Annotated in this window: 19 protein-coding genes and 1 pseudogene; 10 read left to right on the top strand and 10 right to left on the bottom strand. The window is 66.6% G+C overall.

The window, feature by feature from the left end:
- Positions 1-13: 13 nt before the first annotated feature.
- From ahcY to NJF35_RS08085, 4 genes are all read left to right on the top strand, one after another.
- The gene (gene ahcY, locus NJF35_RS08100) at positions 14-1423 is read left to right on the top strand and encodes an adenosylhomocysteinase (protein WP_225788864.1); all 1410 of its coding nucleotides are present in this window, start codon (positions 14-16) and stop codon (positions 1421-1423) included.
- Positions 1424-1592: 169 nt separating this feature from the next.
- The gene (metF, locus tag NJF35_RS08095; protein WP_225788863.1) at positions 1593-2438 is read left to right on the top strand and encodes a methylenetetrahydrofolate reductase [NAD(P)H]; all 846 of its coding nucleotides are present in this window, start codon (positions 1593-1595) and stop codon (positions 2436-2438) included.
- A 96-nt stretch (positions 2439-2534) separates the two neighbouring features.
- Positions 2535-3323 (top strand): substrate-binding periplasmic protein, encoded by a 789-nt coding sequence (locus NJF35_RS08090; protein ID WP_225788862.1) that lies wholly within the window; start codon positions 2535-2537, stop codon positions 3321-3323.
- Between the two features lie 219 nt (positions 3324-3542).
- Positions 3543-5426 (top strand): DEAD/DEAH box helicase, encoded by a 1884-nt coding sequence (locus NJF35_RS08085; protein ID WP_225788861.1) that lies wholly within the window; start codon positions 3543-3545, stop codon positions 5424-5426.
- 48 nt (positions 5427-5474) lie between these two features.
- On the opposite strand, the gene NJF35_RS08080 is transcribed toward NJF35_RS08085, so the two are convergent.
- From NJF35_RS08080 to NJF35_RS08070, 3 genes and pseudogenes are all read right to left on the bottom strand, one after another.
- Positions 5475-6050: a YceI family protein gene (locus tag NJF35_RS08080; RefSeq protein WP_225788860.1), complete on the bottom strand. Its 576-nt coding sequence runs from the start codon at positions 6048-6050 to the stop codon at positions 5475-5477.
- A gap of 34 nt (positions 6051-6084) precedes the next feature.
- On the bottom strand, positions 6085-6636 hold the full coding sequence (locus NJF35_RS08075; RefSeq protein ID WP_225788859.1) for a cytochrome b: 552 nt from the start codon (positions 6634-6636) through the stop codon (positions 6085-6087).
- A gap of 325 nt (positions 6637-6961) precedes the next feature.
- Positions 6962-8479 (bottom strand): annotated as a pseudogene (locus tag NJF35_RS08070) (flavin monoamine oxidase family protein); the annotation flags it as partial.
- 223 nt (positions 8480-8702) lie between these two features.
- On the opposite strand from NJF35_RS08070, the gene NJF35_RS08065 reads away from it, so the two are divergent.
- Both NJF35_RS08065 and NJF35_RS08060 read left to right on the top strand, forming a co-directional pair.
- Positions 8703-10109 (top strand): adenosylmethionine--8-amino-7-oxononanoate transaminase, encoded by a 1407-nt coding sequence (locus NJF35_RS08065; RefSeq protein WP_225788858.1) that lies wholly within the window; start codon positions 8703-8705, stop codon positions 10107-10109.
- A gap of 143 nt (positions 10110-10252) precedes the next feature.
- Positions 10253-10972 carry a 16S rRNA (uracil(1498)-N(3))-methyltransferase gene (locus tag NJF35_RS08060; protein ID WP_225788857.1) on the top strand — a complete coding sequence of 240 codons (720 nt, stop codon included), beginning with the start codon at positions 10253-10255 and terminating at the stop codon, positions 10970-10972.
- Here NJF35_RS08060 and trhA read toward each other — a convergent pair.
- The 7 genes from trhA to NJF35_RS08025 form a co-directional block, all read right to left on the bottom strand.
- Positions 10969-11586, bottom strand: coding sequence for a PAQR family membrane homeostasis protein TrhA (trhA, locus tag NJF35_RS08055; RefSeq protein ID WP_225788856.1), 618 nt, complete (start codon positions 11584-11586; stop codon positions 10969-10971). The genes NJF35_RS08060 and trhA overlap by 4 nt on opposite strands.
- Before the next feature lie 73 nt (positions 11587-11659).
- Positions 11660-12148, bottom strand: a complete 489-nt coding sequence (locus NJF35_RS08050; protein ID WP_225788855.1) for a chemotaxis protein CheW — start codon at positions 12146-12148, stop codon at positions 11660-11662.
- A complete protein-coding gene (locus tag NJF35_RS08045) occupies positions 12141-17015 on the bottom strand; it encodes an Hpt domain-containing protein (RefSeq protein ID WP_253090947.1) in 4875 nt (1624 codons plus the stop codon). The genes NJF35_RS08050 and NJF35_RS08045 overlap by 8 nt, the downstream gene beginning before the upstream one ends.
- Positions 17016-17025: 10 nt before the next feature.
- Complete coding sequence (locus tag NJF35_RS08040) at positions 17026-19086, bottom strand: methyl-accepting chemotaxis protein (protein ID WP_225788853.1); 2061 nt, start codon at positions 19084-19086, stop codon at positions 17026-17028.
- A gap of 10 nt (positions 19087-19096) precedes the next feature.
- A complete protein-coding gene (locus tag NJF35_RS08035) occupies positions 19097-19651 on the bottom strand; it encodes a chemotaxis protein CheW (protein ID WP_225788852.1) in 555 nt (184 codons plus the stop codon).
- On the bottom strand, positions 19648-20013 hold the full coding sequence (gene pilH / locus NJF35_RS08030) for a twitching motility response regulator PilH (protein WP_225788851.1): 366 nt from the start codon (positions 20011-20013) through the stop codon (positions 19648-19650). The genes NJF35_RS08035 and pilH overlap by 4 nt, the downstream gene beginning before the upstream one ends.
- 47 nt (positions 20014-20060) lie before the next feature.
- Positions 20061-20462, bottom strand: a complete 402-nt coding sequence (locus tag NJF35_RS08025; protein WP_225788850.1) for a PleD family two-component system response regulator — start codon at positions 20460-20462, stop codon at positions 20061-20063.
- Between the two features lie 267 nt (positions 20463-20729).
- Here NJF35_RS08025 and gshB point away from each other — a divergent pair, with 267 nt between their 5' ends.
- The 4 genes from gshB to ruvX all read left to right on the top strand — a co-directional run bounded on the left by gshB (position 20730) and on the right by ruvX (position 23791).
- The gene (gene gshB, locus NJF35_RS08020) at positions 20730-21683 is read left to right on the top strand and encodes a glutathione synthase (RefSeq protein WP_225788849.1); all 954 of its coding nucleotides are present in this window, start codon (positions 20730-20732) and stop codon (positions 21681-21683) included.
- Between the two features lie 146 nt (positions 21684-21829).
- Positions 21830-22729 (top strand): energy transducer TonB, encoded by a 900-nt coding sequence (locus NJF35_RS08015; RefSeq protein WP_225788848.1) that lies wholly within the window; start codon positions 21830-21832, stop codon positions 22727-22729.
- Between the two features lie 61 nt (positions 22730-22790).
- Complete coding sequence (locus tag NJF35_RS08010; RefSeq protein WP_225788847.1) at positions 22791-23360, top strand: YqgE/AlgH family protein; 570 nt, start codon at positions 22791-22793, stop codon at positions 23358-23360.
- Positions 23360-23791, top strand: coding sequence for a Holliday junction resolvase RuvX (ruvX, locus tag NJF35_RS08005; RefSeq protein WP_225788846.1), 432 nt, complete (start codon positions 23360-23362; stop codon positions 23789-23791). The genes NJF35_RS08010 and ruvX overlap by 1 nt, the downstream gene beginning before the upstream one ends.
- Positions 23792-23824: the final 33 nt, after the last annotated feature.

Here is a 23824-nt window from a genome sequence, read left to right as displayed (position 1 = left end):
ATGGAGGCTCTCGATGAGCGCTGTAAACACGCCTGCAGGTTTTTCCGATTTCAAGGTCGCCGATATCTCCCTGGCCGACTGGGGCCGCAAGGAAATCATCATCGCCGAGTCGGAAATGCCCGCGCTGATGGGTCTGCGCCGCAAATACCAGGCCGAGCAACCGCTCAAGGGCGCGAAGATCCTCGGCTGCATCCACATGACCATCCAGACCGCCGTGCTGATCGAGACCCTGATCGCCCTGGGTGCCGAAGTACGCTGGTCGTCCTGCAACATCTTCTCGACCCAGGACCAGGCCGCTGCCGCCATCGCCGCCGCCGGCATCCCGGTGTTCGCCTGGAAGGGCGAGACCGAGCAGGAGTACGAGTGGTGCATCGAGCAGACCATCCTCAAGGATGGCCAGCCATGGGACGCCAACATGGTGCTGGACGACGGCGGTGACCTGACCGAGATCCTGCACAAGAAGTACCCGGCGATGCTGGACAAGATCCACGGCATCACCGAAGAGACCACCACCGGCGTGCACCGCCTGCTGGACATGCTGGCCAAGGGCGAGCTGAAAGTCCCGGCGATCAACGTCAACGACTCGGTCACCAAGAGCAAGAACGACAACAAGTACGGCTGCCGCCACAGCCTCAACGACGCCATCAAGCGCGGTACCGACCACCTGCTGTCGGGCAAACAGGCCCTGGTGATCGGCTACGGCGACGTGGGCAAGGGCTCGGCCCAGTCCCTGCGCCAGGAAGGCATGATCGTCAAGGTCACCGAAGTCGACCCGATCTGCGCCATGCAGGCGTGCATGGACGGTTTCGAAGTCGTGTCGCCGTTCAAGAACGGCATCAACACCGGCACCGAGGACGGCATCAACCGTGACCTGCTGGGCCGCATCGACCTGATCGTCACCACCACCGGTAACGTCAACGTCTGCGACGCCAACATGCTCAAGGCCCTGAAGAAGCGTGCCGTGGTCTGCAACATCGGTCACTTCGACAACGAGATCGACACCGCCTTCATGCGCAAGCACTGGGCCTGGGAAGAGGTCAAGCCGCAGGTGCACAAGATCCACCGCACCGGCGCCGGCACCTTCGACCCGCAGAACGACGACTACCTGATCCTGCTGGCCGAAGGCCGCCTGGTGAACCTGGGCAACGCCACCGGCCACCCGAGCCGCATCATGGACGGCTCGTTCGCCAACCAGGTGCTGGCGCAGATCTTCCTGTTCGGCCAGAAGTTCGCCGAACTGCCGGCCGCGCAGAAGGCCGAGCGCCTGACCGTGGAAGTGCTGCCCAAGAAGCTCGACGAGGAAGTGGCCCTGGAGATGGTCCGCGGCTTCGGCGGCGTGGTCACCCAATTGACCCCGCAGCAGGCCGAATACATCGGCGTGACCGTCGACGGCCCGTTCAAGCCAGACACCTACCGCTACTAACCAGCGGCAAGCTGTCAGTTGCAAGCGGCAAGAAAAATCAGCGCGTGCCGATGCTTCTTGCAGCTGAATGGACCTTGAACGATGCCCCAGCCAGATCGGCCACCACCGATCTGGCTTTCACTTGCAGCTCGCCGCTTGAAGCTCAAGCCCGCTGCTCGAGGAACGAGTGATGTCACAAGAACGCCGCTACAGTTTCGAGTTCTTCCCCACCAAGACCGAGGCCGGCCATGAAAAACTGATGGGCGTCGCCCGCCAGCTGGCCACCTATAACCCCGATTTCTTCTCCTGCACCTATGGCGCAGGGGGCTCGACCCGCGACCGTACCCTCAACACCGTGCTGCAACTGGAAAGCGAGGCCAAGGTAGCCGCCGCGCCACACCTGTCCTGCGTCGGTGACAGCAAGGACGAACTGCGCACCCTGATCGCCCAATACAAGGCAGCCGGAATCAAGCGCATCGTCGCCCTGCGTGGCGACCTGCCGTCGGGCATGGGCATGGCCTATGGCGAACTGCGCTACGCCAGCGACCTGGTCGAGTTCATCCGCCAGGAAAGCGGTGACCACTTCCACCTGGAAGTCGCCGCCTACCCCGAGATGCACCCCCAGGCACGCAACTTCGAGGACGACCTGGCCAACTTCGTGCACAAGGTCAAGGCCGGCGCCGACAGCGCCATCACCCAGTACTTCTTCAACGCCGACAGCTATTTCTACTTCGTCGAGCGCGTGCGCAAGCTGGGTGTGGACATTCCGGTGGTACCCGGCATCATGCCGATCACCAACTACAGCAAGCTGGCACGCTTCTCCGATGCCTGCGGCGCCGAGATCCCGCGCTGGATCCGCAAGCAGCTGGAAGCCTACGGGGACGACACCCGCAGCATCCAGGCGTTCGGCGAGGAAGTGATCACCCGCATGTGCGAGCAACTGCTGCAAGGCGGCGCACCCGGGCTGCACTTCTACACCCTGAACCAGGCCGAGCCGAGCCTGGCGATCTGGAACAACCTCAAGCTGCCACGCTAATCCGGCAGGGGCCTGGATGAGCACCGAAAAGGTGCGTCCAGGCCCTGCGCAGCGGCTCTCTGGCCATCGACCGGCGGACGGCGTACCCTGCCCGCCATGCGCCATGTCACCCGCCTCTTCTGCCTCCTGCTGCTCGCCTGCCTGGGCCCGCTGGCCCAGGCCGAGCGGCTGCGCCTGGTCAGCGACGACTGGGCGCCCTACATCTACCGGGACAATGGCCAGCCGCGGGGCATCGATTACGAAGTCACCAACGAAGTGTTCAAACGCCTGGGCTTCGACATCGACTGGCAGTTCCTGCCGTGGAAGCGCTGCCTGGCCATGGTCGAGCAGGGCCAGGCCGACGGCGTGATGGACATTTTCCGGCTCGACTCGCGCAGGCCCTACCTGGTCTACCCGGACGAGCCCATGTCGCAGGTCGAGTTCGTGCTGTTCCAGGCCCGTGCCCGGCGTCATGCCGTCGAACGCCTGGAAGACCTCGCCGGCCTGACCGTGGGCACTGCCCCGGGCTACGCCTACAGTGCCGCGTTCAGCGAATCCCCGCTGTTTCGCCGGGAAGCGGCGCCCACCCTCGAGGCGAACTTCGGCAAACTGCTCCTGGGCCGCATCGACCTGCTGGTGACCGACCGCCGTGGCGGGCGCTACCTACGCCGCCAACTGGGGCTCGAGCGGCAGGTCGAGGAACTGCCCCTGGTGATCAGCCGCCACCCGCAGTACCTGGGCCTGGCACGCAAACCAGGCCGCGAGCAACTGGCCCAGGCGTTCGCCGCCGAACTGCGGCGCTTCAAGCTGGAACCGGCCTATGCAGCGATCAACGCACGCTATGACGGCGATGGCGCCGATATTCCTGACACCGTTGAGCAGCAGGAACGCGGCACACCGCGATAGCTCTGTTATACTCGGGCCTTCCCGCCCGGCTCACGCCCGGACGCTCGGCCTCGCAACAGGCATCTCGACCGTCGGCAACGCACCCCCCAGTGCCCGCCCGCCGCTTCCCGGATGCGCAGTGACGCCCTGCTGGACCGGACGCGATCGCATCCTTCCGATGCCCGTCGCGCCAGGCAGATCATCCCATCGGGCCCAGCCCCCACGAGAACAGGATTGCCCATGTCCTTTGCTTCCCTCGGTCTCTCCGAGGCTCTTGTCCGCGCTATCGAGGCTGCGGGCTATACCCAGCCCACTCCGGTGCAACAGCGGGCCATTCCCGCCGTGTTGCAAGGCCGCGACCTGATGGTCGCCGCCCAGACAGGTACTGGCAAAACCGGCGGCTTCGCCTTGCCGATCCTCGAGCGCCTGTTCCCCGGCGGCCACCCCGACAAGTCCCAGCGCCACGGCCCACGCCAGCCACGGGTATTGGTGCTGACACCGACCCGCGAACTGGCCGCCCAGGTGCATGACAGCTTCAAGGTCTATGCCCGTGACCTGCACCTGGTCAGCGCCTGCATCTTCGGCGGCGTCGGCATGAACCCGCAGATCCAGGCCATGGCCAAGGGCGTCGACGTCCTGGTGGCCTGCCCCGGCCGCCTGCTCGACCTGGCCGGCCAAGGCAGCGTCGACCTCGCCCACGTGGAGATCCTGGTCCTCGACGAAGCCGACCGCATGCTCGACATGGGCTTCATCCACGACGTCAAGAAGGTCCTCGCCCGCCTGCCGGCCAAGCGCCAGAACCTGCTGTTCTCGGCCACCTTCTCCAAGGACATCACCGACCTTGCCGACAAGCTGCTGCACAACCCCGAGCGCATCGAGGTCACGCCGCCGAACACCACGGTCGAGCGTATCGAGCAGCGCGTCTACCGCCTGCCAGCCAGCCACAAGCGCGCCCTGCTGGCGCACCTGATCACCCTGGGCGCCTGGGAACAGGTGCTGGTGTTCACCCGCACCAAGCATGGCGCCAACCGCCTGGCCGAGTACCTGGAAAAGCACGGCCTGAGCGCCGCCGCGATCCACGGCAACAAGAGCCAGAACGCCCGCACCAAGGCCCTGGCCGACTTCAAGGCCAACACCGTGCGCGTGCTGGTGGCCACCGATATCGCCGCGCGTGGCCTGGATATCGACCAATTGCCCCACGTAGTCAACTTCGAGCTGCCCAACGTCGAGGAAGACTATGTCCACCGCATCGGTCGCACCGGCCGTGCCGGCCGCTCGGGCGAAGCCATCTCGCTGGTGGCGCCAGACGAAGAGAAGCTGCTCAAGAGCATCGAACGCGTCACCCGGCAGAAGATCCCCGATGGCGACCTGATGGGCTTCGACCCCAGCCAGGTGGAAGCCGAGAAGCCGGAAGTCCGTGAACGTCCGCAGAACAGCGGTCGTGGCGGGCGCAACCAGGCACGCGGCGAAGGTGGCAAGGAAGGCAGCGGCGGGCGCAAGGACAAGGGCAAGGACAAAGGCAAGGCCAAGCAGCAGGCCGCCGAGAAGCCCGCCGAGAAGGCCAAGGCCGGCGACAAGCAGCAGAAGCAAGCGCGCAAGCCACGCGACAACAAGAAGCCACGCCAACAGGCTGGCCAGGCGCACGCCAGCATCCCGCCGATTCCGGCCGATCGTGACCCGGAGGAATTCCTGGATGACGATATCGACAACTTCGGCAACCGTGCCGACTACGTAAGCCCCTACCAGAACGCCAAGAACCAGGGCCGCAACCGTCGCCCCGGTGGCAATGGCGGCAACGCCAACCAGGGCAACGGCCAGCGTAACGCGGGGGGCCAGGGCCGCAATGGCGGTGGTCAGCGCCAGGGCTCCGGCGAAAAGCGTGCCCGCAACAACAACGGTGGCGCGCGCCGTGATGGCAACGCCGGGCGCAACCGCGCGGGCCGCGATGACTTCTCCCGGCAGGAGCCAGCGGTGCGCAACCCACGCGAACAGCGCGAACAGCAGCAGCCGGTGATCATTCGCAAGGAGTCCAAGCTCGACCGTTACCCAACGCCCGAGCAACTGGATGATCTGCCGAGCCGTCCGCGGGGCGAGCGCCCTGCCCTGCTGACCCGCAATCGCTGACCAGCAAACCGTTGGGGCTGCGCACAGCAGCCCTAAGGGATCAGCGCGTTACTTCTTCACGCCTTCGATGCTGATGTCCAGGTCCAGGGTCTGGGAGGTTGGGCCCGGGCCCTTGATGCCAAAGTCGTTCAGGTTCAGCGTGGTGGTGGCGTTGAAGCCCGCACGCTCGCCGCCCCATGGGTCCTTGCCTTCACCGTTGAACACGGCCTTGAAGGTGACCGGCTTGGTCACGCCGTGCAGGGTCAGGTCGCCGGTCACGTCGGCGGTCTTGTCACCGGTCGGCTTGACGCTGGTGGAAACGAACTTGGCCTCTGGATACTTCTTCACGTCCAGGAAATCGGCGCTGGCGATGTGCTTGTCACGCTCGGCGTGGTTCGACCACAGGCTGGCGGTCTTCAGGTCCACGTTGATCTTGCTGGCCTCGGGCTTGGCGCTGTCCCAGGTGAACGCACCGTCGAAGTCGCGGAACGTGCCGTGGATGAAGCTGTAGCCCAGGTGGCTGATCTTCCAGTCGACGAACGCGTGCTGGCCTTCCTTGTCGATCTTGTATTCGGCGGCCATGGCCTGGCCGGCGGAGAACAGGGCGGTACCGAGCGCCAGGGCGGCAAAAGTCTTTTTCAACATCCTTACTTCCTTCCTTTGCAATTGAGGTTGAGAGTCAAGCTTTGCGGCCCAGCATGCGGGTCAGGGTCGCGTCACGGTCGATGAAATGGTGCTTGAGGGCTGCCAGGCCATGCAGGATGGCGAAGATCACCAGCCCCCAGGCCAGGTAGAGGTGGATGACCCCGGCAGTGTCCGCCTGGTCGGGCAGATCGCTGAGCAGCGCCGGCACCTCGAACAGGCCGAATACCGGGATACCGACACCGTCGGCGGTGGAGATCAGGTAGCCGGCGATCATCACCGCGAACAGGCCAAGGTACAGTGCCAGGTGCCCCAGCTTGGCGGCCAGCCGGGTGAATGCCCCGTGGTTGGCCGGTGCCGGTGGTGGCGGGCTGACGAAGCGCCAGAGCACGCGCAGCAGCATCACCGCCAGCAGTATCAGGCCGATGCTCTTGTGCAGGTCGGGCGCCGACTTGCGCCATGGGCTGTAGTAGTCGAGGCCGACCATCCACAGGCCCAGGCCGAACAGGCCGAAGACCGCCAGGGCTACGCCCCAGTGCAGGACGATGCTGACCAGGCCATAGCGAGAAGGTGAGTTGCGCAGTTGCATGTTGGCATGTTCCCCGTGAAAGCTGCGCACAGACTAGCGCGAAACGTATCGAATAAAAGCGGAAAAACTTGCTTCGGATTATCGACAAATCCGATATGTAGTGTGCGAGCTTCCTATTAAGGAAACATTAACGGTAGACGGGAGATGAGGTGTTGTCGCGGGGAGCGTACTTGGGGCCGCTTCGCGCCCCATCGCCGGCAAGCCGGCTCCCACACAGGTCGCTAGCTAACCTGTCCAACTTTTCGGGGGCAGTCCACCCTGTGGGAGCCGGCTTGCCGGCGATGGGGCGCGAAGCAGCCCCGCCCATTACATCGAATCAGCCCGCCTCGGGCGCCGCCTTGACGGGGGCTTCCTTGGGCTGCGGCTTGTCGTCGCCACCGAACAGGCGTGAGAAGAAGCCGGCTGGCTTGTCCTTGCCGACGGCAGGCGCCGCAGCCACCGGCTTGGCCTTGGCCGGCTCGAACGACTTGCCGGCCGCCAGGTCCTGCACCTGGCTGGCCGCCCGCTGGCCACTGCGCAGGGCGCCTTCGAGGGTGCCCGGGTACAGGGCATCGGTGTGCTCGCCGGCAAAGGCGATACGCTGCACCGGGCGCTCCCACAGGCGCCAGTACTTGCTGATCTGCCCTGGCCCGTAGGCCAGGTACGCGCCGCCCATGCCGGCCTGGGTGCTGTAGCGGCGCACTTCATAGCCGGTGAACGCACCACGGGCCTGCGGGTAGAAGGCGTGCAGGCGAATCAGGACCTGGTCGACCATCTGCTTGTCGCCGAACGCCTGCAACAGGCGCGCATTGTCACCGGACAGGTTGATCACCACGTTGGCCCCGCCCTTGAGCGCCGGCTCGATCCACAACATGCCCAGGCCGGCGTTGCTGAAGATCTCGCCAGACATGCGCGCACGGCTTTCCCATACCGGCTGCTTGAACTTGAGCATCATCTGGTCGCGCCAGCCGTAGTTGGTCCCCTTGAGGGCCGCCAGGTGCTGGCTGTCCAGCCCCGGGGTCATCTGGATCTTCGCCAGCGCACGCAGCGGCACGGCCATGACCAGGTAATCGGCCTGGTAGCCGACATCGCCGACCTTGACCATGATGCCGTTCTTGTCCTGGACGATGGCGGTCACCGGCGAGCTGGTCTTGATGGTCTTGAGCTGCTTGACGAACGCCTGGGCCAGCACCGGGCTGCCGCCTGGCAGGCGCGCGGCGCGCAGGTCTCGGTCGCTGACGCCACGGTAGACACGGGTCTGCTGGGCGTAATAGAGCAGCGACAGGCGCGAGGGCTCGTCGTAGCGGGTGCGAATCTGCTGGTTGATCAGTTGGCGCGCAGTGGTCGGCAACTGCAGCTTGTCCAGCCAGGTGGAGACGTTCATCTGGTCGAGGGCGAACAGCGTGCTGTTGGCCGCCGGGTTCAGCGGATCGTCGATCGAACGGGCCAGGTCGTCGAGGGTCTTCTCGTAGCGCTTGAGCGCTTCGGCAGTGACTGGCTGCTTGGTGGCCAGGTCGGCGGCGCTGAAGTATTCGCCGTCGATCAGGTAGCCGGGGGTGCGCACGAACTCCGGCGCCGGCAGTGTTTCAAGCTTGAAACGCTCCAGATACTGATTGAGCACCGGCTGAGCCTTGCTGTTGCCGATCCATTCGCTGGTGGCCAGGCCCGAGCGTCCTCCCATGCCGGACTTGGCCTCCAGCAGGGTGACCTGCCAGCCCTTGTTCTGCAGTTCGTAGGCTGCGGTCAGGCCCGCCAGGCCGCCACCCACCACGATCGCCGACGGTGTCTTGTCCTTTGCCAGCGCGGCACCGCTGGACACACCGATCAATATCAACGCGCACAGGCGCACCCAAGCAGCAGCCATTTTGGCGAACTCCGGATCAGAGATGACGAAAAAAGGGGGGAAACGAGCCCCCAGGGGGTGATGCGTTAAGAATACGTCAGGTATGCGAACCTCGCCAGCACAGCGCCATCAAGTGCCTAGCAGCACTGGATTTTTTGTTTCAGTCAGCACTGCGGTTGTCCCGTCCGCCGGCTTTGCTTAGGCTTACCGGTTCATACACGCCGCGTCGCCAGGAGAAGTGCCCATGGGCCTGAACAACGAGTGGATGCAACGCGACCTCAAGGTCCTGTGGCACCCCTGCACCCAGATGAAAGACCACGAGCACCTGCCGCTGATCCCCATCCGCCGTGGCGAGGGCGTGTGGCTGGAAGACTTCGAGGGCAAGCGCTACCTGGACGCCGTCAGCTCCTGGTGGGTCAACGTGTTCGGCCATGCCAACCCACGCATCAACCAGCGCATCAAGGACCAGGTCGACCAGCTCGAGCATGTGATCCTGGCCGGTTTCAGCCACCAGCCGGTGATCGAGCTGTCCGAACGCCTGGTGGCCATGACCCCGGCCGGGCTGGAGCGGGTGTTCTATGCCGACAACGGCTCGTCGTGCATCGAAGTGGCGCTGAAGATGAGCTTCCACTATTGGCAGAACAAGGGCCAGCCCGACAAGAAGCGCTTCGTCACCCTGAGCAACAGCTACCACGGCGAGACCATCGCCGCCATGTCGGTGGGCGACGTGCCGCTGTTCACCGAAACCTACAAGGCACTGCTGCTCGACACCATCAAGGTCCCGAGCCCCGACTGCTACCTGCGCCCAAAGGGCATGGGCTGGGAAGAGCATTCCCGGAACATGTTCGCCGCCATGGAGCAGACCCTGGCCGAACACCACGCCAGCATCGCCGCGGTGATCGTCGAGCCGCTGATCCAGGGGGCCGGTGGCATGCGCATGTACCATCCGGTGTACCTCAAGCTGCTGCGCGAGGCCTGCGACCGCTATGGCGTGCACCTGATCCATGACGAGATCGCCGTGGGCTTCGGCCGCACCGGGACGATGTTCGCCTGCGAACAGGCCGGCATCCGCCCGGACTTCCTGTGCCTGTCCAAGGCGCTGACCGGCGGCTACCTGCCACTGGCCGCCTGCCTGACCACCGACGAGGTGTACCAGGCCTTCTACGACGACTACCCGACCCTGCGCGCCTTCCTCCATTCGCACAGCTACACCGGCAACCCGCTGGCCTGCGCAGCGGCCCTGGCGACCCTGGACATCTTCGAGCAGGACCAGGTGATCGAGGCCAACAAAGCCCTGTCCGCGCGCATGGCCAGCGCCACCGCGCACCTGGCCGACCACCCGCACGTGGCCGAAGTGCGCCAGACCGGCATGGCCCTGGCCATCGAGATGGTCCAGGACAAGGCCGGCAAGGTCGCCTACCCCTGGCAGGAACGGCGTGGCCTGAAGGTCTTCGAGCATGCCCTGACCCGTGGTGCCCTGTTGCGCCCGCTGGGCAGCGTGGTGTATTTCCTGCCGCCGTACGTGATCACCCCGGAACAGATCGACTTCCTGGCCGAAGTGGCCAGCGAAGGCATCGACATCGCCACCCGCGACAGCGTCAGCGTGACGGTGCCGAAGGACTTCCACCCCGATTTCCGCGATCCGGGTTGACCACAAGCATCGCGCATTCCCCTGTGGGAGCGGGCTTGCCCGCGAATGCGCCAGCCAGCACGGCCCCGTTGCCTGATCGGACGCATTCGCGGGCAAGCCCGCTCCCACACGGAATGCGTCACCACTTTACTGTCGAGCCCTTCATGAGACTGTCCCGCTTCTTCATCGATGCCCCCCTGGGCCTCGGCGAGCACGAACTCCCCGAGGCCCAGGCCCACTACATTGGCCGCGTGCTGCGCATGGCCCCCGGTGACGCCGTGCAACTGTTCGACGGCAGCGGCCAGGAATACCGTGGCCAGTTGCTCGAAGTCGGCAAGAAGACCGTGCGCGTCGCCCTCGACCAGGCCCTGCCCGGCCAGGCCGAATCGCCGCTGCGCATTCACCTGGGCCAGGGCCTGTCCCGTGGCGAACGGATGGACTGGGCGATCCAGAAAGCCACCGAACTGGGCGCCACTGAAATCACCCCGATCGTCAGCGAACGCTGCGAGGTGCGCCTGAAGGACGAACGCGCCGACAAACGACTGGCCCATTGGCGCCAGGTAGCGATCAGCGCCTGCGAGCAATGCGGCCGCTCGACCCTGCCGGTGATCCACCCGCCGGTGGCCATGGCCGAATGGCTCAAGGCGAGCGACGCGGACCTCAAGCTGGTCCTGCACCCGGTGGCCGAGCCCTTGACCCGCCATGCCAAACCTGCGCGCCTGGCCTTCCTGATCGGCCCGGAAGGCGGCTTGAGCGATACCGAGGTCGAGCAGGCCAAGGCCGCCGGTTTCCACGCCGCCCGCCTCGGCCCACGTGTGCTGCGCACCGAGACCGCGCCGGTGGTGGCGTTGTCGGTGGCGCAGCAGTTGTGGGGCGACTTTTAACGCACGTAGAAGAACACGGCGATGAAGTGCAACAGGCTGCCGGCGATGACGAACAGGTGCCAGATGCCATGCCAGTGGCGAAAGCGGCTGTCGAAGGCGAAGAAGATGATGCCGATGGTATAGAACGCCCCGCCGGCCGCCAGCCAGGCGAAGCCGGCGGCTCCCAGGCTGTACAGCAGGGGCTTGACCGCCACCAGGACGATCCAGCCCATCACCGCGTAGATGATGATCGACAGCACCCGCGCCTCCGAGCGCGGCTTGATCTCCTGCAGCATGCCGACCACGGCCAGGCCCCAGACCACGCCGAACAGGCTCCAGCCCCAGGGCCCGCGCAGGCTGACCAGGCAGAACGGCGTATAGCTGCCGGCGATCAGCAGGTAGATCGACAGATGGTCGAGCTTGCGCATGATCACCTTCGCCCGCCCGCGGGTGCTGTGGTAGAGGGTGGAGATGCTGTAGAGCAGCAGCAGGGTGGCGCCGTAGATGGAGAAACTGACGATCTTCCAGGGGTCGCCCTGCAGCCCGGCCACGACGATCAGCCAGATGGCACCGATGCAGGCCAGCACGGCACCGACCAGGTGCGTCCAGGCGTTGAAACGTTCACCGTGATACATGCAAGCACAGACCTCTGCAGTCGACGCGGGTTCCCAGGGGCAGCTGCAAGCTACAAGAAAAAGCAGGCAGCGATCAGCTTGAAGCTTGCGGCTTGAGGCTTGAAGCTGGGGAGGCTTCGCGGACTAGCCGCTCGAGACCCGCCAGGTCCGGTACCCGCGCGACCTGCTCGCCGACCTGCACGGCCGCCAGTTCCAGGCTGGCCAAGGGCACGTCCACATAGTTGAGCTGGCTGTCGAGCTTGCATGAGCGGGGGATGTCCTGCAGCAGCAGCGCCAGATAGCGTAGCCCGGTGTCGCCCAGGGCGTTGAGCACAACGACGCGCGAGCGCTCCCCGCAGGCAGTCTCGCCGCCACAGGCGGCCTCGAAGCCGATCAGCGGCAAGCGCTGCTGACGCCAGTCGATCCAGCCCAGGTGCCAAGCCGGGTTGCCCGGGCGGCAGGCGAAGGCACGCTGGCCGATCAGCTCGGCCACGGCGACGTTGGGCAGCACCAGGGTGCGGTCGCCCAAAGGCAGCAGCAGGCCCGTCAGGCTGCTGCGCTGGCCGGCGATATGTTCAAGCATGAGGCTGGCTCCAGTGGGCGATGCTCTGCAGCAGGACCGACTCCTGGTAGGGCTTGCCCAGGTATTCGTTGACCCCGATGGCCATGGCCCGGTCGCGGTGCTTCTGGCCGGTACGGGACGTGATCATGATGATCGGCAGATCCTTCAGGCGGGTGTCACGACGCACTCGGGTGGCCACCTCGAAGCCGTCCATGCGTGGCATCTCGATGTCCAGCAGCAGCACGTCCGGGCGATGCGCCTCAAGCTGAGCCATGGCATCGACACCGTCCTTGGCGGTCAGCACGCTCATGCCGTGGCGCTCCAGCAGACGGCTGGTGACCTTGCGCACGGTCACCGAGTCGTCCACCACCATCACCAGCAAGCGCCGCCGTGGCGCCGGGCCGAACAGCGGGCGCGGCCCACCCTGGCCGCCCGGCAGGCGGGCCAGGCGGCGCTGCTGGCCCCGTAGCTGGCCGAGCAGGTCGAGGATCAGCACCACCCGGCCATCGCCCAGCAAGGTCGCCCCCGACAGCCCCGGTACCGCGGCGAACTGCGGCCCCAGGCTCTTGACCACGATCTCGCGGCTCGGCGACAGGCTGTCGGCCTGGATCGCGTACGACTGCGCCTGGGCATGCAGCAGCAGGACCGGCAGCGGCACGCTCTGCCCCAGCAGGCTGGGCTGGGCCGTCCCCTGCAGCAATTCGCCGAGGTAACGCAATTCGTATGCGTGGCCGGCGTAGGTGTAGCGCGGCGGGTCCAACTGGTAGCAAGCCTCCAGCTCGGCGGGCGGCACACGCACGATGCCTTCGATGGTGTTGAGCGGGATGGCGTACTGCTCCTCGCCCAGGTGCACCATCAAGGCCCGGTTCACCGACACGGTGAACGGCAGGCGGATCAAAAAGCGCGCGCCCTTGCCAGGGCTGGACTCGATGCTCATCGAGCCGCCCAGTTGCTTGACCTCTTCGTGCACCACGTCCATCCCCAGGCCGCGCCCGGAGATCTGGGTGATCTTCTCGGCGGTGGAGAAACCGGGGCGCAAGATGAACTGCAGGATCTCGTGGTCGCTGAGCTGTGCCCGGGGTGACAGCAGGCCACGCTTGATCGCCTTGTTGCGCACCGCCTCCAGGGGCACGCCAGCACCGTCGTCGCTCATCTCGATGACGATGTCGGCGCCTTCGTGAAGCAGGTTGAGGTGGATGGTCCCAAGCTCCGGCTTGCCGGCGGCCAGGCGCACCTCGCGGGCTTCCAGGCCGTGATCGACGGCGTTGCGCAGCATATGCTCCAGGGGCGCCACCATGCGTTCGAGGACACTGCGGTCCAGTTCGCCCTCGGCATTGCCGACCACCAGCTCGACCTGCTTGCCCAGCTCGCTGGCCACCTGCCGGACCACCCGCTGCAAGCGCGGCACCAGGCGCTCGAAAGGCACCATCAAGGTGGCCGTCAGGCCTTCCTGCAGCTGGCTGTTGACCCGTGCCTGCTGCAACAGCAGGCTGTGCGTCTCCTGGGCGCGCTGGGCCAGGGTTTCCTTGAGGTCGAGCAAGTCCGAGGCCGATTCGAACAAGGCCCGGGACAACTGCTGCAACTGGGAGTGGCGGTCCATTTCCAAGGGGTCGAAGTCATCGTAGGCATCGCCCTCGGGCTGGTAGCGGCTGGACATGCGCCCCTGGGTCTCGATGTCCAGGCGCAGCAACTGGTCGCGCATGCGCTCCAGGGTGGTCTCCATCTCGTTGAGGGCGAATTGGGCATCGTTGATCTGTTGCTCGATGCGCCCCCGGATCACCGAATGCTCGCTGGCCAGGTTGCCCAGGTCATCGAGCAGCTCGGCATCGACCTTGACCATGTCGCCCGCCGGGCGCTCGGGGGCGGCGGCAGGCGCCTCGGCAGGCGCCGCCTCGGCCTGGGCGGCCACGCTGTCGGCCAGGGCGGCGCTGCTGAAATTGCGGATGTAGTCGATCAACGCCGTGGCGGCATGCAGCGGCTGGCCGAGGCGAACCGCATCGAGCATGTGCGCCAGGCGATCGTGGCAATTCTGCAGCAGGGCGAACAAGGCCGGGCTGGGCGGCAGGCGTCCGGCGGCCAGCAGCTCGTAGAGAAACTCCAGTTCGTGGGCCAGGTCGCCGATGGCCGCGATCTCGACCATCCGCGCCCCGCCCTTGAGGGTGTGCAGGTCGCGCAGCAGGTTCTCGATCTCGACGCTGCTGCGCGGGTCGGCCTGCCAGCGTTCCAATGCGGCGGCAGCGCTTTCGACGATGTCCGAGCTTTCTTCGAGGAAGACTTCCAGCAGTTCGTTGTCGCCCGGGCTGTCCGTCTCTTGCGCTACAGGCCCGGGTGAGGCCAGCGGTGTCACCGCATCTTGGCCCACCAGGCCCGTGGCACCTGGCTCGAGGGCGTCGTCCAGCAGCCCACGCAAGGCGGCAAGGCACTCCGGACGGGCGGTCGCCTCCTGGCCGGCGGCAATCTCGTCGAGCATGTCGATCAAGGCTTCATGGGCCTGCTGAGCTTGGGCGAAGAAGCGCGCACTGGCCGCCAGGCTACCCTCTTCCACCGCACCGTACAGGTCGAGCAAGGCCTCGCAGAGTTCATCCACCTGCCACAGGTCCGCCAGATGGGCAGCGTGGCCAAGGGTGGTCAGTTCGTCGAGCAAGGCATCCAGTTCCTGGCGCTCGCCGGGATGCTCCTGCCAGCACGACAGCAACGATTCGGCATCGAGCAGGATGTCCATGCCCTGGGCCAGGAAGCGGGCGATCAACTGGGGATCGCGCTTGACCCTGCGCGTGTGCAGAGGCTCGTCCTGCAGGACCGCCAGGCGCGCATCCACCGCCTCGCCGACCTGCTCGATCAGCTCCACCGCACCGGGGATGGCCGCCAGCGGCGCGCTGTCCAGCTGGGCCAGGCCCACGTGGAACAATGAGCGGGCCGCCTCCAGCCATTCGAGCTCCGCGACCTGCAAGCGCAACTGGTGCCCCTTGTATTCGCGCACCAGGCGGTCGAAGGCAGTGGCCAGTTCGGCGATCGGCATGACGCCGGCCATGGCGGCGCTGCCCTTGAGCGTGTGCAAGGCGCGCTGCAGGCTGTCGCTGACCGGCGCCCCCTGCCCGTCGGCCGCCTGCAGGAAGGCTTCGAGACGGCCGAGGTGGCCCAGCGCCTCGTTGCGGAAGATCTCCAGCAGTTGCGGATCGAACCCCTCGACCTCGCTGGCCACAGGCGCATCGTTCATCGCCAGCGCGTGCAGGTGGCCGGCCAGTTGCTCGACCTCATCCAGCGGCGGCAACTGGCCGACCGCAAAATCGGCGAGCAGGTCGGGCAGGCGCACGAACACCTGCTGCAAGGCCACTACCCCTTCGGCACCCAGCGCGATGCGCCCCTCCAGTACGCGGTTGAGCAGATGCTCGGCGCCCCAGGCCAGCTCCGCGACAGCCTCGGCATGGACCATCCGCCCGCTGCCCTTGAGGGTGTGCAGCGCACGGCGTACCTCGACCAGGGCATCGTGCAGGCGATTGTCCGCTCGCCAGCGCAGCCAGTGGCGCTCGACCTCCGGGAGCAGCTCGCCGGCTTCCTCGAGGAACACCTGGCGCAGTTCGTCGTCGATCGCCTCGGCCTCGACGCTCGCCTGCTGTTGCCGGCACGGCACGCCCAACGCCGCCAAGCTGACACAGGCCATGTCGATGAAGGGCTGGCCATCGGCCAAGGGGTCGGCCACCTGCCATTGCAGGTAGCACTCACCGGCGCTGAGGGCCTCGGCCAGGTGGTTCAGCTCGTCCGCCGGCGGTTCTTCGTCCAGGTGCGACAGCCAGCCCTGCACATAGCCGGCACAAGCGCCGAATACCTCGGCGGCGGCCGGCAGCATCAGCATCGCCAGCGCCCCCCGCACTTGCTGCAACAGGCCCGGCAAGGGTTGCAGGCGCTGGCGCGGCCAACCGGACTCGAGGCAGTCGCCGATCAGGTCCTTGGCCTGCTGCAACACCGCCAACGACTCGTTCAGCGCCAATTGGCGGATCTGCGCCAGGTCCGCTCCGGGCAGCCCTGCCTGGCCGGCCTCCTCCAGCGGGCCGATCATGCCATTGAGGGTCGCCTCCACGTACAACAGGGCGCCGGCCATATCCATCAATACCGCGTCGTCCGCTGCCCGCTCGCCCTGGGCCAGGGCCTGCAGGGCCAGCACCTGGTCGACGATCACCCGCCGCGGCTGCTGGAATCCCAGTACGGCCAGGGTGTCGGCGACCTGGCGCAGCGGTGCCAACAGCGCTTCGAGCTGCTCGCTCTGCTGGCGGTCGCCCCGCACGAACTGGTCCAGGCGCTCCTTGATGCGCACCAGGTCGTCACACAGCGCCATCACCACCGAGCGCAGGGCATCGCGGCCCTGGCCGGCCTGCAGCTGTTCGCGCCAGTTGCCCAGGGACAAGTCGAGGTTGGCCAGGTCGGCGGCACCCGCCAGGCGCTGCGCCGCATCGCCCACCAGGCAGCCCTGGGACAGTGGGTCGGCACCGCGGCAGCCGCGCAGCTGGTTCAGCAGCGGCAGCATCACCAGCGGCAGGTCGTGACGGGCGCTGCGCAAACGCTCCAGGTACGGCGGAAGCTGCTCCAGGCCACGGAACAGTGCCCCCAGGCAGTCGCCACGGGGGCTGACCTGGCCGTCGGCCATGGCCCGCCCGAGCAGTTCCAGTTCCTCGGCCAGGCGCGCCGCGCCGCGCAGTTCGAGCATGCGCAGACAACCCTGCACCTGGTGCAGGTTGTCGACGAAGAAGGCCAGCACCGCCGGGTCTTCCGGCTCGCTGGCAAAGCGCTCCAGCGCCTGGCGCGCCTGCCCCAGGCAATCGAGGATGGGCGCCTTGGCCCAGGCCAGGGCAACCGTGTCGTGACGTTCGGGGCTCACTGCTGCAGCGACCATCGGTGGCTCCTCAAGGTCGCTCGGCAGGCGCCGGCAGGGTGAAACCGGACACCGAGCGGCGCATTTCACTGGCCATGCGTGCCAAGTGGCGGATGCTGTCGGCGGTGGCGCCGGAGCCGGCGGAAGTCTGCGCGGTGATCTGCTGGATCACCGCCATGGTGTGGGAGATCTGACCGGCCGAGGACGTCTGCAACTGGGCAGCATCCGAGATGCTGTGGATCAGTTCGGCCAAGGTCTGCGATACCCCCTCGATCTCCGCCAGGGCAACGCCGGCGTCCTGGGCCAGGCGGGCCCCACGCACCACCTCGGCGGTGGTCTGCTCCATGGAGATCACGGCCTCGTTGGTGTCGGCCTGGATGGTCCGCACCAGCGCCTCGATCTGCCGGGTGGCCGACGACGAGCGCTCGGCCAGGCGCTGCACCTCGTCGGCGACCACGGCGAAGCCGCGTCCGGCCTCGCCGGCGAGCGAGGCCTGGATCGCCGCGTTAAGGGCCAGGATGTTGGTCTGGTCGGCAATGTCGTCGATCAGGCTGACGATATCGCCGATTTCCTGGGAAGACTCGCCCAGCCGCTTGATCCGCTTGGCGGTGTCCTGGATCTGCTCGCGGATGTTGTCCATGCCCTGGATGGTGTTGTGCACCACCTCGTTGCCCTTGTTGGCAATGGCGACCGAACGCTCGGCCACCTTGGCCGACTCGTAGGCATGGGCCGAGACCCGGTCGATCGACTCGACCATATCGCCCACCGCCAGCGAGGCCTCGCTGATCTGCTCGGCCTGGTGCTCCGAGGCCTTGGCCAGCTGGCGCGCGGTGTTCTGGGTGTCCTGCACCGCGGCGGCGACCTGCTCGGCGCTGTGATTGATGGTCACCACCAGGTCGCGCAACTGGTCGACCGAGTAGTTGATCGAGTCGGCGATGGCGCCGGTGAAGTCCTCGGTGACCGAGACAGTGACGGTCAGGTCGCCGTCGGCCAGCTCCTCGATCTCGTCGAGCAGGCGCATGATCGCCTGCTGGTTGCGTTCGTTCTTCTCGGCGGTGTCGCGCAACTGGCGACGGGTGGTGCGGACCATCACCAGGCCGATGAGGATGATCGACGCCAGCGCCAGCAGGCCTAGGGCGTAGCCGCCGACGGTGTCGAGGGTGCGCCCGTTGGCCAGGTTCTCGAAGCCGTTGGCCAGGTGCGAGGCCTCGTCGAGCAGGGTCTGCGACAGGCTGAAGATGTTGCCGGCCGCCTCGCGTACGCGAAACAGCTCGGGCGAGGTCTCGAGGATCTCGTCCACCGAGCCTGCGACGAACTGGAACAGCTCGGCGATCTCCGCCAGGCGGGCGCGGGCATCCGGGTCCTCGACCTTGGTCACCTGGATCGCCGGGTTGCCCCCGAGCATGCCTTCGAGCACCTGGCCGAAGCGGCTGGCGTCGCGGCCGAAGGCATCGGCGGCCTGGGCCGCGCTGTCGTCCCCGGCCAGCACGGTATTGACCGAGCCGAGGATACGCTCGGCGAGCAGCAACTGGCGCTGGGCCACGGCCACCTGGTTGGCGGGCGCACCGCTCTGCAACAGAATCTCCACCACCTTCTCGTACTCGACCTGCAGCTGCGGCACGGTCTCGGCCAGGGTCGCCGCCACCTGGTGCAGGGACAGCACGGTCTGCTCGCTGGCCAGGATGGTGTCGGTGTTCTTGCGCAGGTTCTCCCAGTCCTGGTGCACGGCGGCCATCTCATCGCGCACGGTTGTCGGTGCCGGCGGCAGGCCGGTGGCCTTGTCGCCCTCGCGCAGGTAGCTCCAACGCCGCTCGAAGTCGTTGCGCGCATCGCTCAGCAGCTTGAAGGCCAGGGCCTTGCCGGTCGCCGCCTCGGTGGCGTTCTTGGCGATACGCTGGGACAGCACCCGTAACTCGCCGGCGTGGCCGATGTACTGCTTGTCGTAGGTGGACTGGGTATTGAGGTAGGCGAAGTTGGCGAACAGCAGGATGATCGACAGGATCAGCACCACGAACAGCACGGTGATCTGCGCACTGCTACGGGCACGCGGCGTCACGGCTGGTGGGGTGACGGGGGTGACGGGCTTGTTCACGGTCGGTCCTCTACAACGCCACATCGAGAAAGCCCGGCGCCTGGGCCAGGGCGAACGGGCTGAAGATCGCCCAGTTGCGCTCACGGGGGAAATGCCCCTGGACGAAGGGCGCCGCGGCATGCAGCAGCGGCTGCGGCGGCGCCAGCTCCAGGCTGCTCAGGGCAAAGTGCTGCAACCCCAGCACCTCGTCCACCAGCAGGCCGGCGAACAGTTCCTCGTGGTCCAGCACCAGCACCCGGCGCTGCTTGCCCGGCGCCGCCGGGCCGAGGCCGAAGAAGGCACACAGGTCCATCACCGGCAACAGCCGGCCACGCAGGTTGGCCACGCCGCTGACCCATGGCTGCACGCCTGGCACCCGGCTGCTGCGCGGCTCGCGCAACACCTCGGCGACTTCGCCCATGGGCGCCACGAACCACTGCCCGGCGATGCGAAAGCCGATGCCACTCCAGTGTTGCACCCGGGTGTCCTGGAGGGGCTGGTCGGCCACCAGCAGGCGGCAGCGCCGGTCGATGTCCAGCAACAGCTCGAAGGCGGTCAGCGACGCGCCGTGGGGGCGGGTGGTCAAACCTTGAGCACTTCTTGCAGCTTGCCGATCAGCGCGGCCTCTTCCACCGGCTTGGTCAGGAAGTCGCGGGCGCCCTGGCGCTTGGCCCAGATCCGGTCGGTTTCCTGGTCCTTGGTGGTGACCACGATCACCGGAATGGCGCTGGTCTCGGCGTCCTTGCTCAACTGGCGGGTGGCCTGGAAGCCATTCATGCCGGGCATGACGATGTCCATCAGCACCGCATCGGGCTTTTCCTGGCGGGCCAGGGCCACGCCGTCGGCGCCGTTGTCGGCCTTGAGCACCTGGTACCCGTGCTTTTCCAGCCAGGCAGTCAGTTTGTACATTTCTGTCGGCGAGTCGTCGACAATCAGAACTCGGGCCATGCTGTTTCCCCATCAAAGGAAAGAAGACACCGCCATGGCGGACGGGGTCAGGGTGCGTGTTGTGCCTGCACGGCGAACCCGGGCACGTGAGCCCTGATCGCATCGAGCAGTTCTTCCTTGCTAAATGGTTTGGTCAGGAACTGGTCGGAGCCGACCACCCGGCCGCGGGCCTTGTCGAACAGGCCATCGCGCGAGGACAGCAGGATCACCGGGGTATCCTTGAAGGCGCTGTTGTGCTTGATCACCGCGCAGGTCTGGTAGCCGTCCAGGCGTGGCATCAGGACATCGACGAAGATGATCTGTGGCTTGTGGTCGACGATCTTGGCCAGGGCATCGAAGCCATCGCTGGCGGTGATCACCTCGCAGCCCGCCTCGCCGAGCAACATCTGGGCGGTGCGGCGGATCGTGCGCGAGTCGTCGATCACCATCACCTTCAGGGGTTGTTCCATATCTTCGCTACCATCGATGCTCGCGGAGAGCGGCAAGCTTCAGGCCTCAAGCGCCAAGCTTCAAGCGGCAAGAAAAAGCGGATCGGAGCATGGCGGGCCTTTTCTTGCAGCTTGGGGCTTGCAGCTTGAAGCTGTGGGCATTTTTAGCACACTCCGGATAGCCATTCCATCTGCCCGGCCCTTGACCATCCGCGCTCGCGGCGCCACCCTGAACCACTTTTGTCTTAGAGCCATCGCGGCCCAGGTGCCGCCAAGAGGAATTCACCCATGAGCGTTCGCCTCGGGATTGTCATGGACCCCATCGCGTCCATTTCCTACAAGAAGGACAGCTCGCTGGCCATGCTGCTGGCGGCCCAGGAGCGCGGCTGGACCCTGTTCTACATGGAACAGCGTGACCTTTACCTGGGCGCCGGCCAGGCCCGTGCGCAGATGCGCCCGCTGACCGTGTTCGCCGACCCGGCCCGCTGGTTCGAGCTGGGCGAGGAGCAGGACTGCGCCCTGGCCGAGCTCGACGTGATCCTGATGCGCAAGGACCCCCCCTTCGACATGGAGTTCGTCTACAGCACCTACCTGCTGGAGCAGGCCGAGGCCGAGGGCGTGCTGGTGGTCAACCGCCCGCAGAGCCTGCGCGACTGCAACGAGAAACTGTTCGCCACGCGCTTCCCGCAGTGCATGGCGCCGACCCTGGTCAGCCGTCGCGCCGACATCCTGCGTGAGTTCGCCACCACCCATGGCGACGTGATCCTCAAGCCGCTGGACGGCATGGGCGGCGCCTCGGTGTTCCGCCACCGCCCGGGCGACCCCAACCTCTCGGTGATCCTCGAGACCCTGACCCAGCACGGCAGCCAGCAGATCATGGCCCAGGCCTTCCTGCCGGCGATCAAGGACGGTGACAAACGCATCCTGATGATCGACGGCGAACCGGTGCCCTACTGCCTGGCGCGCATCCCGGCCAGCGGCGAGACCCGTGGCAACCTGGCCGCCGGCGGCCGTGGCGAGGCCCGCCCGCTGAGCGAGCGCGACCGCTGGATCGCCGCCCAGGTCGGCCCGACCCTGCGCGAGAAGGGCCTGCTGTTCGTCGGCCTGGATGTGATCGGCGACTACCTCACCGAGATCAACGTCACCAGCCCGACCTGCATCCGCGAGATCGACGCCGCCTACGACACCCGCATCGGCGCCCAACTGATGGACGCCATTGATCGCAAGCTCAAGGCGCACTGACCACCGACGCGGAGCAAACGCGCGCAGTGGGGTATGATACGCAGCCGCAAGCTTCGGGCTGCAAGCCGCAAGAAAACGCGGGCCTGCGCCTGGCCGCCGCTACTTGAAGCTTGCAGCTCTAGCTCGAAGCTGACTGTGGATACCTGATGACGTTGCCCGCCGACATCCCCGCCGACCTGCTGCCACCCCGCGTTCGCCCGGTGGACCGGCTCGGCTTCACCCTGTTCCTGGCTGCGCTGGTGCACCTGGCACTGATCCTCGGCGTGGGCTTCACCGTGGTCAAGCCGGCCGAAATCCGCCACACCATGGACATCACCCTGGCCACCTTCAAGAGCGAGAAGCCGCCGCAGAAGGCTGACTTCCAGGCCCAGGACGACCAGCAGGGCAGTGGCACCCTGGAGAAGAAGGCGGTGCCCAAGACCACCGAGGTCGCGCCGTTCCAGGACAGCAAGATCAACAAGATCACCCCGCCGCCGGCGGCCAGACCCGAGACGCCACCTGCGCCGAAAAAATCCGCGGTGGCCACCCAGGCACCCAAGCCGCACAAGGTGGAGCCCAAGCCCAAGGAAAGCAAGCCGCGGCCCAAGCCCCAGGCGGCGGTGCCGGAGTTCGACAGTTCGCAGTTGTCCAGCCAGATCGCCAGCCTCGAGGCGGAGCTGTCCCAGGAGCAGCAGCTGTACGCCAAGCGCCCGCGCATCCACCGCCTCAACGCGGCCTCGACGATGCGCGACAAGGGTGCCTGGTACAAGGAGGAGTGGCGCAAGAAGGTCGAGCGGGTCGGCAATCTCAACTACCCCGAGCAGGCCCGCCGCCAGCAGATCTACGGCAACCTGCGGATGATGGTGTCGATCAACCGCGACGGTTCGCTGTACGAGGTGCTGGTCCTGGAGTCCTCCGGCCAGCCGGTGCTCGACCAGGCGGCCCAGCGTATCGTCCGTCTGGCAGCGCCGTTCGCACCGTTCACCGGCGACCTGGCGGAGTTCGACCGGCTGGAAATCATCCGCACCTGGCGCTTCGCCCGCGGTGACCGGTTGTCCAGCAACTAGCTTGAAGCTCGAAACGTGGTGGAGCTTGAAGCCAAGCCCACCTGACGCCACACTATCACCCATGAAAACCCTCAACCCGAGCTACCTCAAGCATCAGTTCCTGATCGCCATGCCACACATGGCCGATCCGAACTTTGCCCAGACCCTGACCTACATCGTCGAGCACAACGCCAACGGCGCCATGGGCCTGGTGGTCAATCGCCCGCAGGAGCTGAACCTGGCCGACATCCTGGAGCAGTTGCGCCCGGACGAAGAGCCGCCCGTCAGCACCCTGCAGATCCCGATCTACCAGGGTGGCCCGGTGCAGACCGACCGCGGCTTCGTGCTGCACACCAGCGAATGCAGCTACCAGGCCACCGTCGAGCTGCAGGGGCTGTCGCTGTCCACCTCCCAGGACGTGCTGTTCGCCATCGCCGACGGCATCGGCCCCAAGCGCAGCCTGATCACCCTGGGCTACGCCGGCTGGGAAGCCGGCCAGCTGGAGGCCGAGCTTGCCGACAACGCCTGGCTCAACTGCCCGTTCGACCCGGAAATCATCTTCGGCCTGGCCAGCGACCTGCGCCTGGAGGCTGCCGCCGCCAGCCTGGGGATCAACCTCAGCCTGCTGACCAGCCAGGCGGGCCACGCCTGATGGCCGAACTGCGCCTGCTGCTGGGCTTCGACTACGGCAGCAAACAGATCGGCGTGGCCGTCGGCCAGGTGATCACCGGCCAGGCCCGCGAGTTGTGCACCCTGAAGGCGCAGAACGGCGTGCCGGACTGGGCCCAGGTGGAAAAACTGATCGACGAATGGAAACCCGACGCCATCGTCGTCGGCCTGCCGCTGAACATGGATGGCACGCCCAGCGAGATGAGCGCCCGTGCCGAGAAATTCGCCCGCCGCCTGCACGGCCGCTACAACCTGCCGGTGCACACCCACGACGAGCGCCTGACCACCTTCGAGGCCAAGGGCGAACGCCTGGCCCGCGGTGGTCAGCGCGGCAGCTACCGCGACAACCCGGTCGACGCCATCGCCGCCGCCCTGCTCCTGCAAGGCTGGCTGGAGGCCAACACCGGGCACTAACCCATCCGCTTTGCAGCCGGGCCAACCCGGCGC

Origin of the sequence: Pseudomonas guariconensis (assembly GCF_024127895.1) — a bacterium.
GTDB classification, from domain to species: domain Bacteria; phylum Pseudomonadota; class Gammaproteobacteria; order Pseudomonadales; family Pseudomonadaceae; genus Aquipseudomonas; species Aquipseudomonas guariconensis_B.
This window is presented reverse-complemented; position numbering and strand designations above follow the sequence as displayed.

Excerpts from the sequence above, each read along its gene's own strand:
- NJF35_RS08090 (WP_225788862.1), top strand. The coding sequence starts at position 2,535 with ATGCGCCATGTCACCCGCCTCTTCTGCCTCCTGCTGCTCGCCTGCCTG.
- NJF35_RS08015 (WP_225788848.1), top strand. The coding sequence starts at position 21,830 with ATGACGTTGCCCGCCGACATCCCCGCCGACCTGCTGCCACCCCGCGTT.
- NJF35_RS08060 (WP_225788857.1), top strand. The coding sequence starts at position 10,253 with ATGAGACTGTCCCGCTTCTTCATCGATGCCCCCCTGGGCCTCGGCGAG.
- NJF35_RS08025 (WP_225788850.1), bottom strand. The coding sequence starts at position 20,462 with ATGGAACAACCCCTGAAGGTGATGGTGATCGACGACTCGCGCACGATC.
- NJF35_RS08065 (WP_225788858.1), top strand. The coding sequence starts at position 8,703 with ATGGGCCTGAACAACGAGTGGATGCAACGCGACCTCAAGGTCCTGTGG.
- NJF35_RS08010 (WP_225788847.1), top strand. The coding sequence starts at position 22,791 with ATGAAAACCCTCAACCCGAGCTACCTCAAGCATCAGTTCCTGATCGCC.
- NJF35_RS08075 (WP_225788859.1), bottom strand. The coding sequence starts at position 6,636 with ATGCAACTGCGCAACTCACCTTCTCGCTATGGCCTGGTCAGCATCGTC.
- metF (WP_225788863.1), top strand. The coding sequence starts at position 1,593 with ATGTCACAAGAACGCCGCTACAGTTTCGAGTTCTTCCCCACCAAGACC.
- gshB (WP_225788849.1), top strand. The coding sequence starts at position 20,730 with ATGAGCGTTCGCCTCGGGATTGTCATGGACCCCATCGCGTCCATTTCC.
- NJF35_RS08085 (WP_225788861.1), top strand. The coding sequence starts at position 3,543 with ATGTCCTTTGCTTCCCTCGGTCTCTCCGAGGCTCTTGTCCGCGCTATC.
- trhA (WP_225788856.1), bottom strand. The coding sequence starts at position 11,586 with ATGTATCACGGTGAACGTTTCAACGCCTGGACGCACCTGGTCGGTGCC.
- ruvX (WP_225788846.1), top strand. The coding sequence starts at position 23,360 with ATGGCCGAACTGCGCCTGCTGCTGGGCTTCGACTACGGCAGCAAACAG.
- pilH (WP_225788851.1), bottom strand. The coding sequence starts at position 20,013 with ATGGCCCGAGTTCTGATTGTCGACGACTCGCCGACAGAAATGTACAAA.
- NJF35_RS08080 (WP_225788860.1), bottom strand. The coding sequence starts at position 6,050 with ATGTTGAAAAAGACTTTTGCCGCCCTGGCGCTCGGTACCGCCCTGTTC.
- NJF35_RS08050 (WP_225788855.1), bottom strand. The coding sequence starts at position 12,148 with ATGCTTGAACATATCGCCGGCCAGCGCAGCAGCCTGACGGGCCTGCTG.
- NJF35_RS08045 (WP_253090947.1), bottom strand. The coding sequence starts at position 17,015 with ATGGTCGCTGCAGCAGTGAGCCCCGAACGTCACGACACGGTTGCCCTG.
- ahcY (WP_225788864.1), top strand. The coding sequence starts at position 14 with ATGAGCGCTGTAAACACGCCTGCAGGTTTTTCCGATTTCAAGGTCGCC.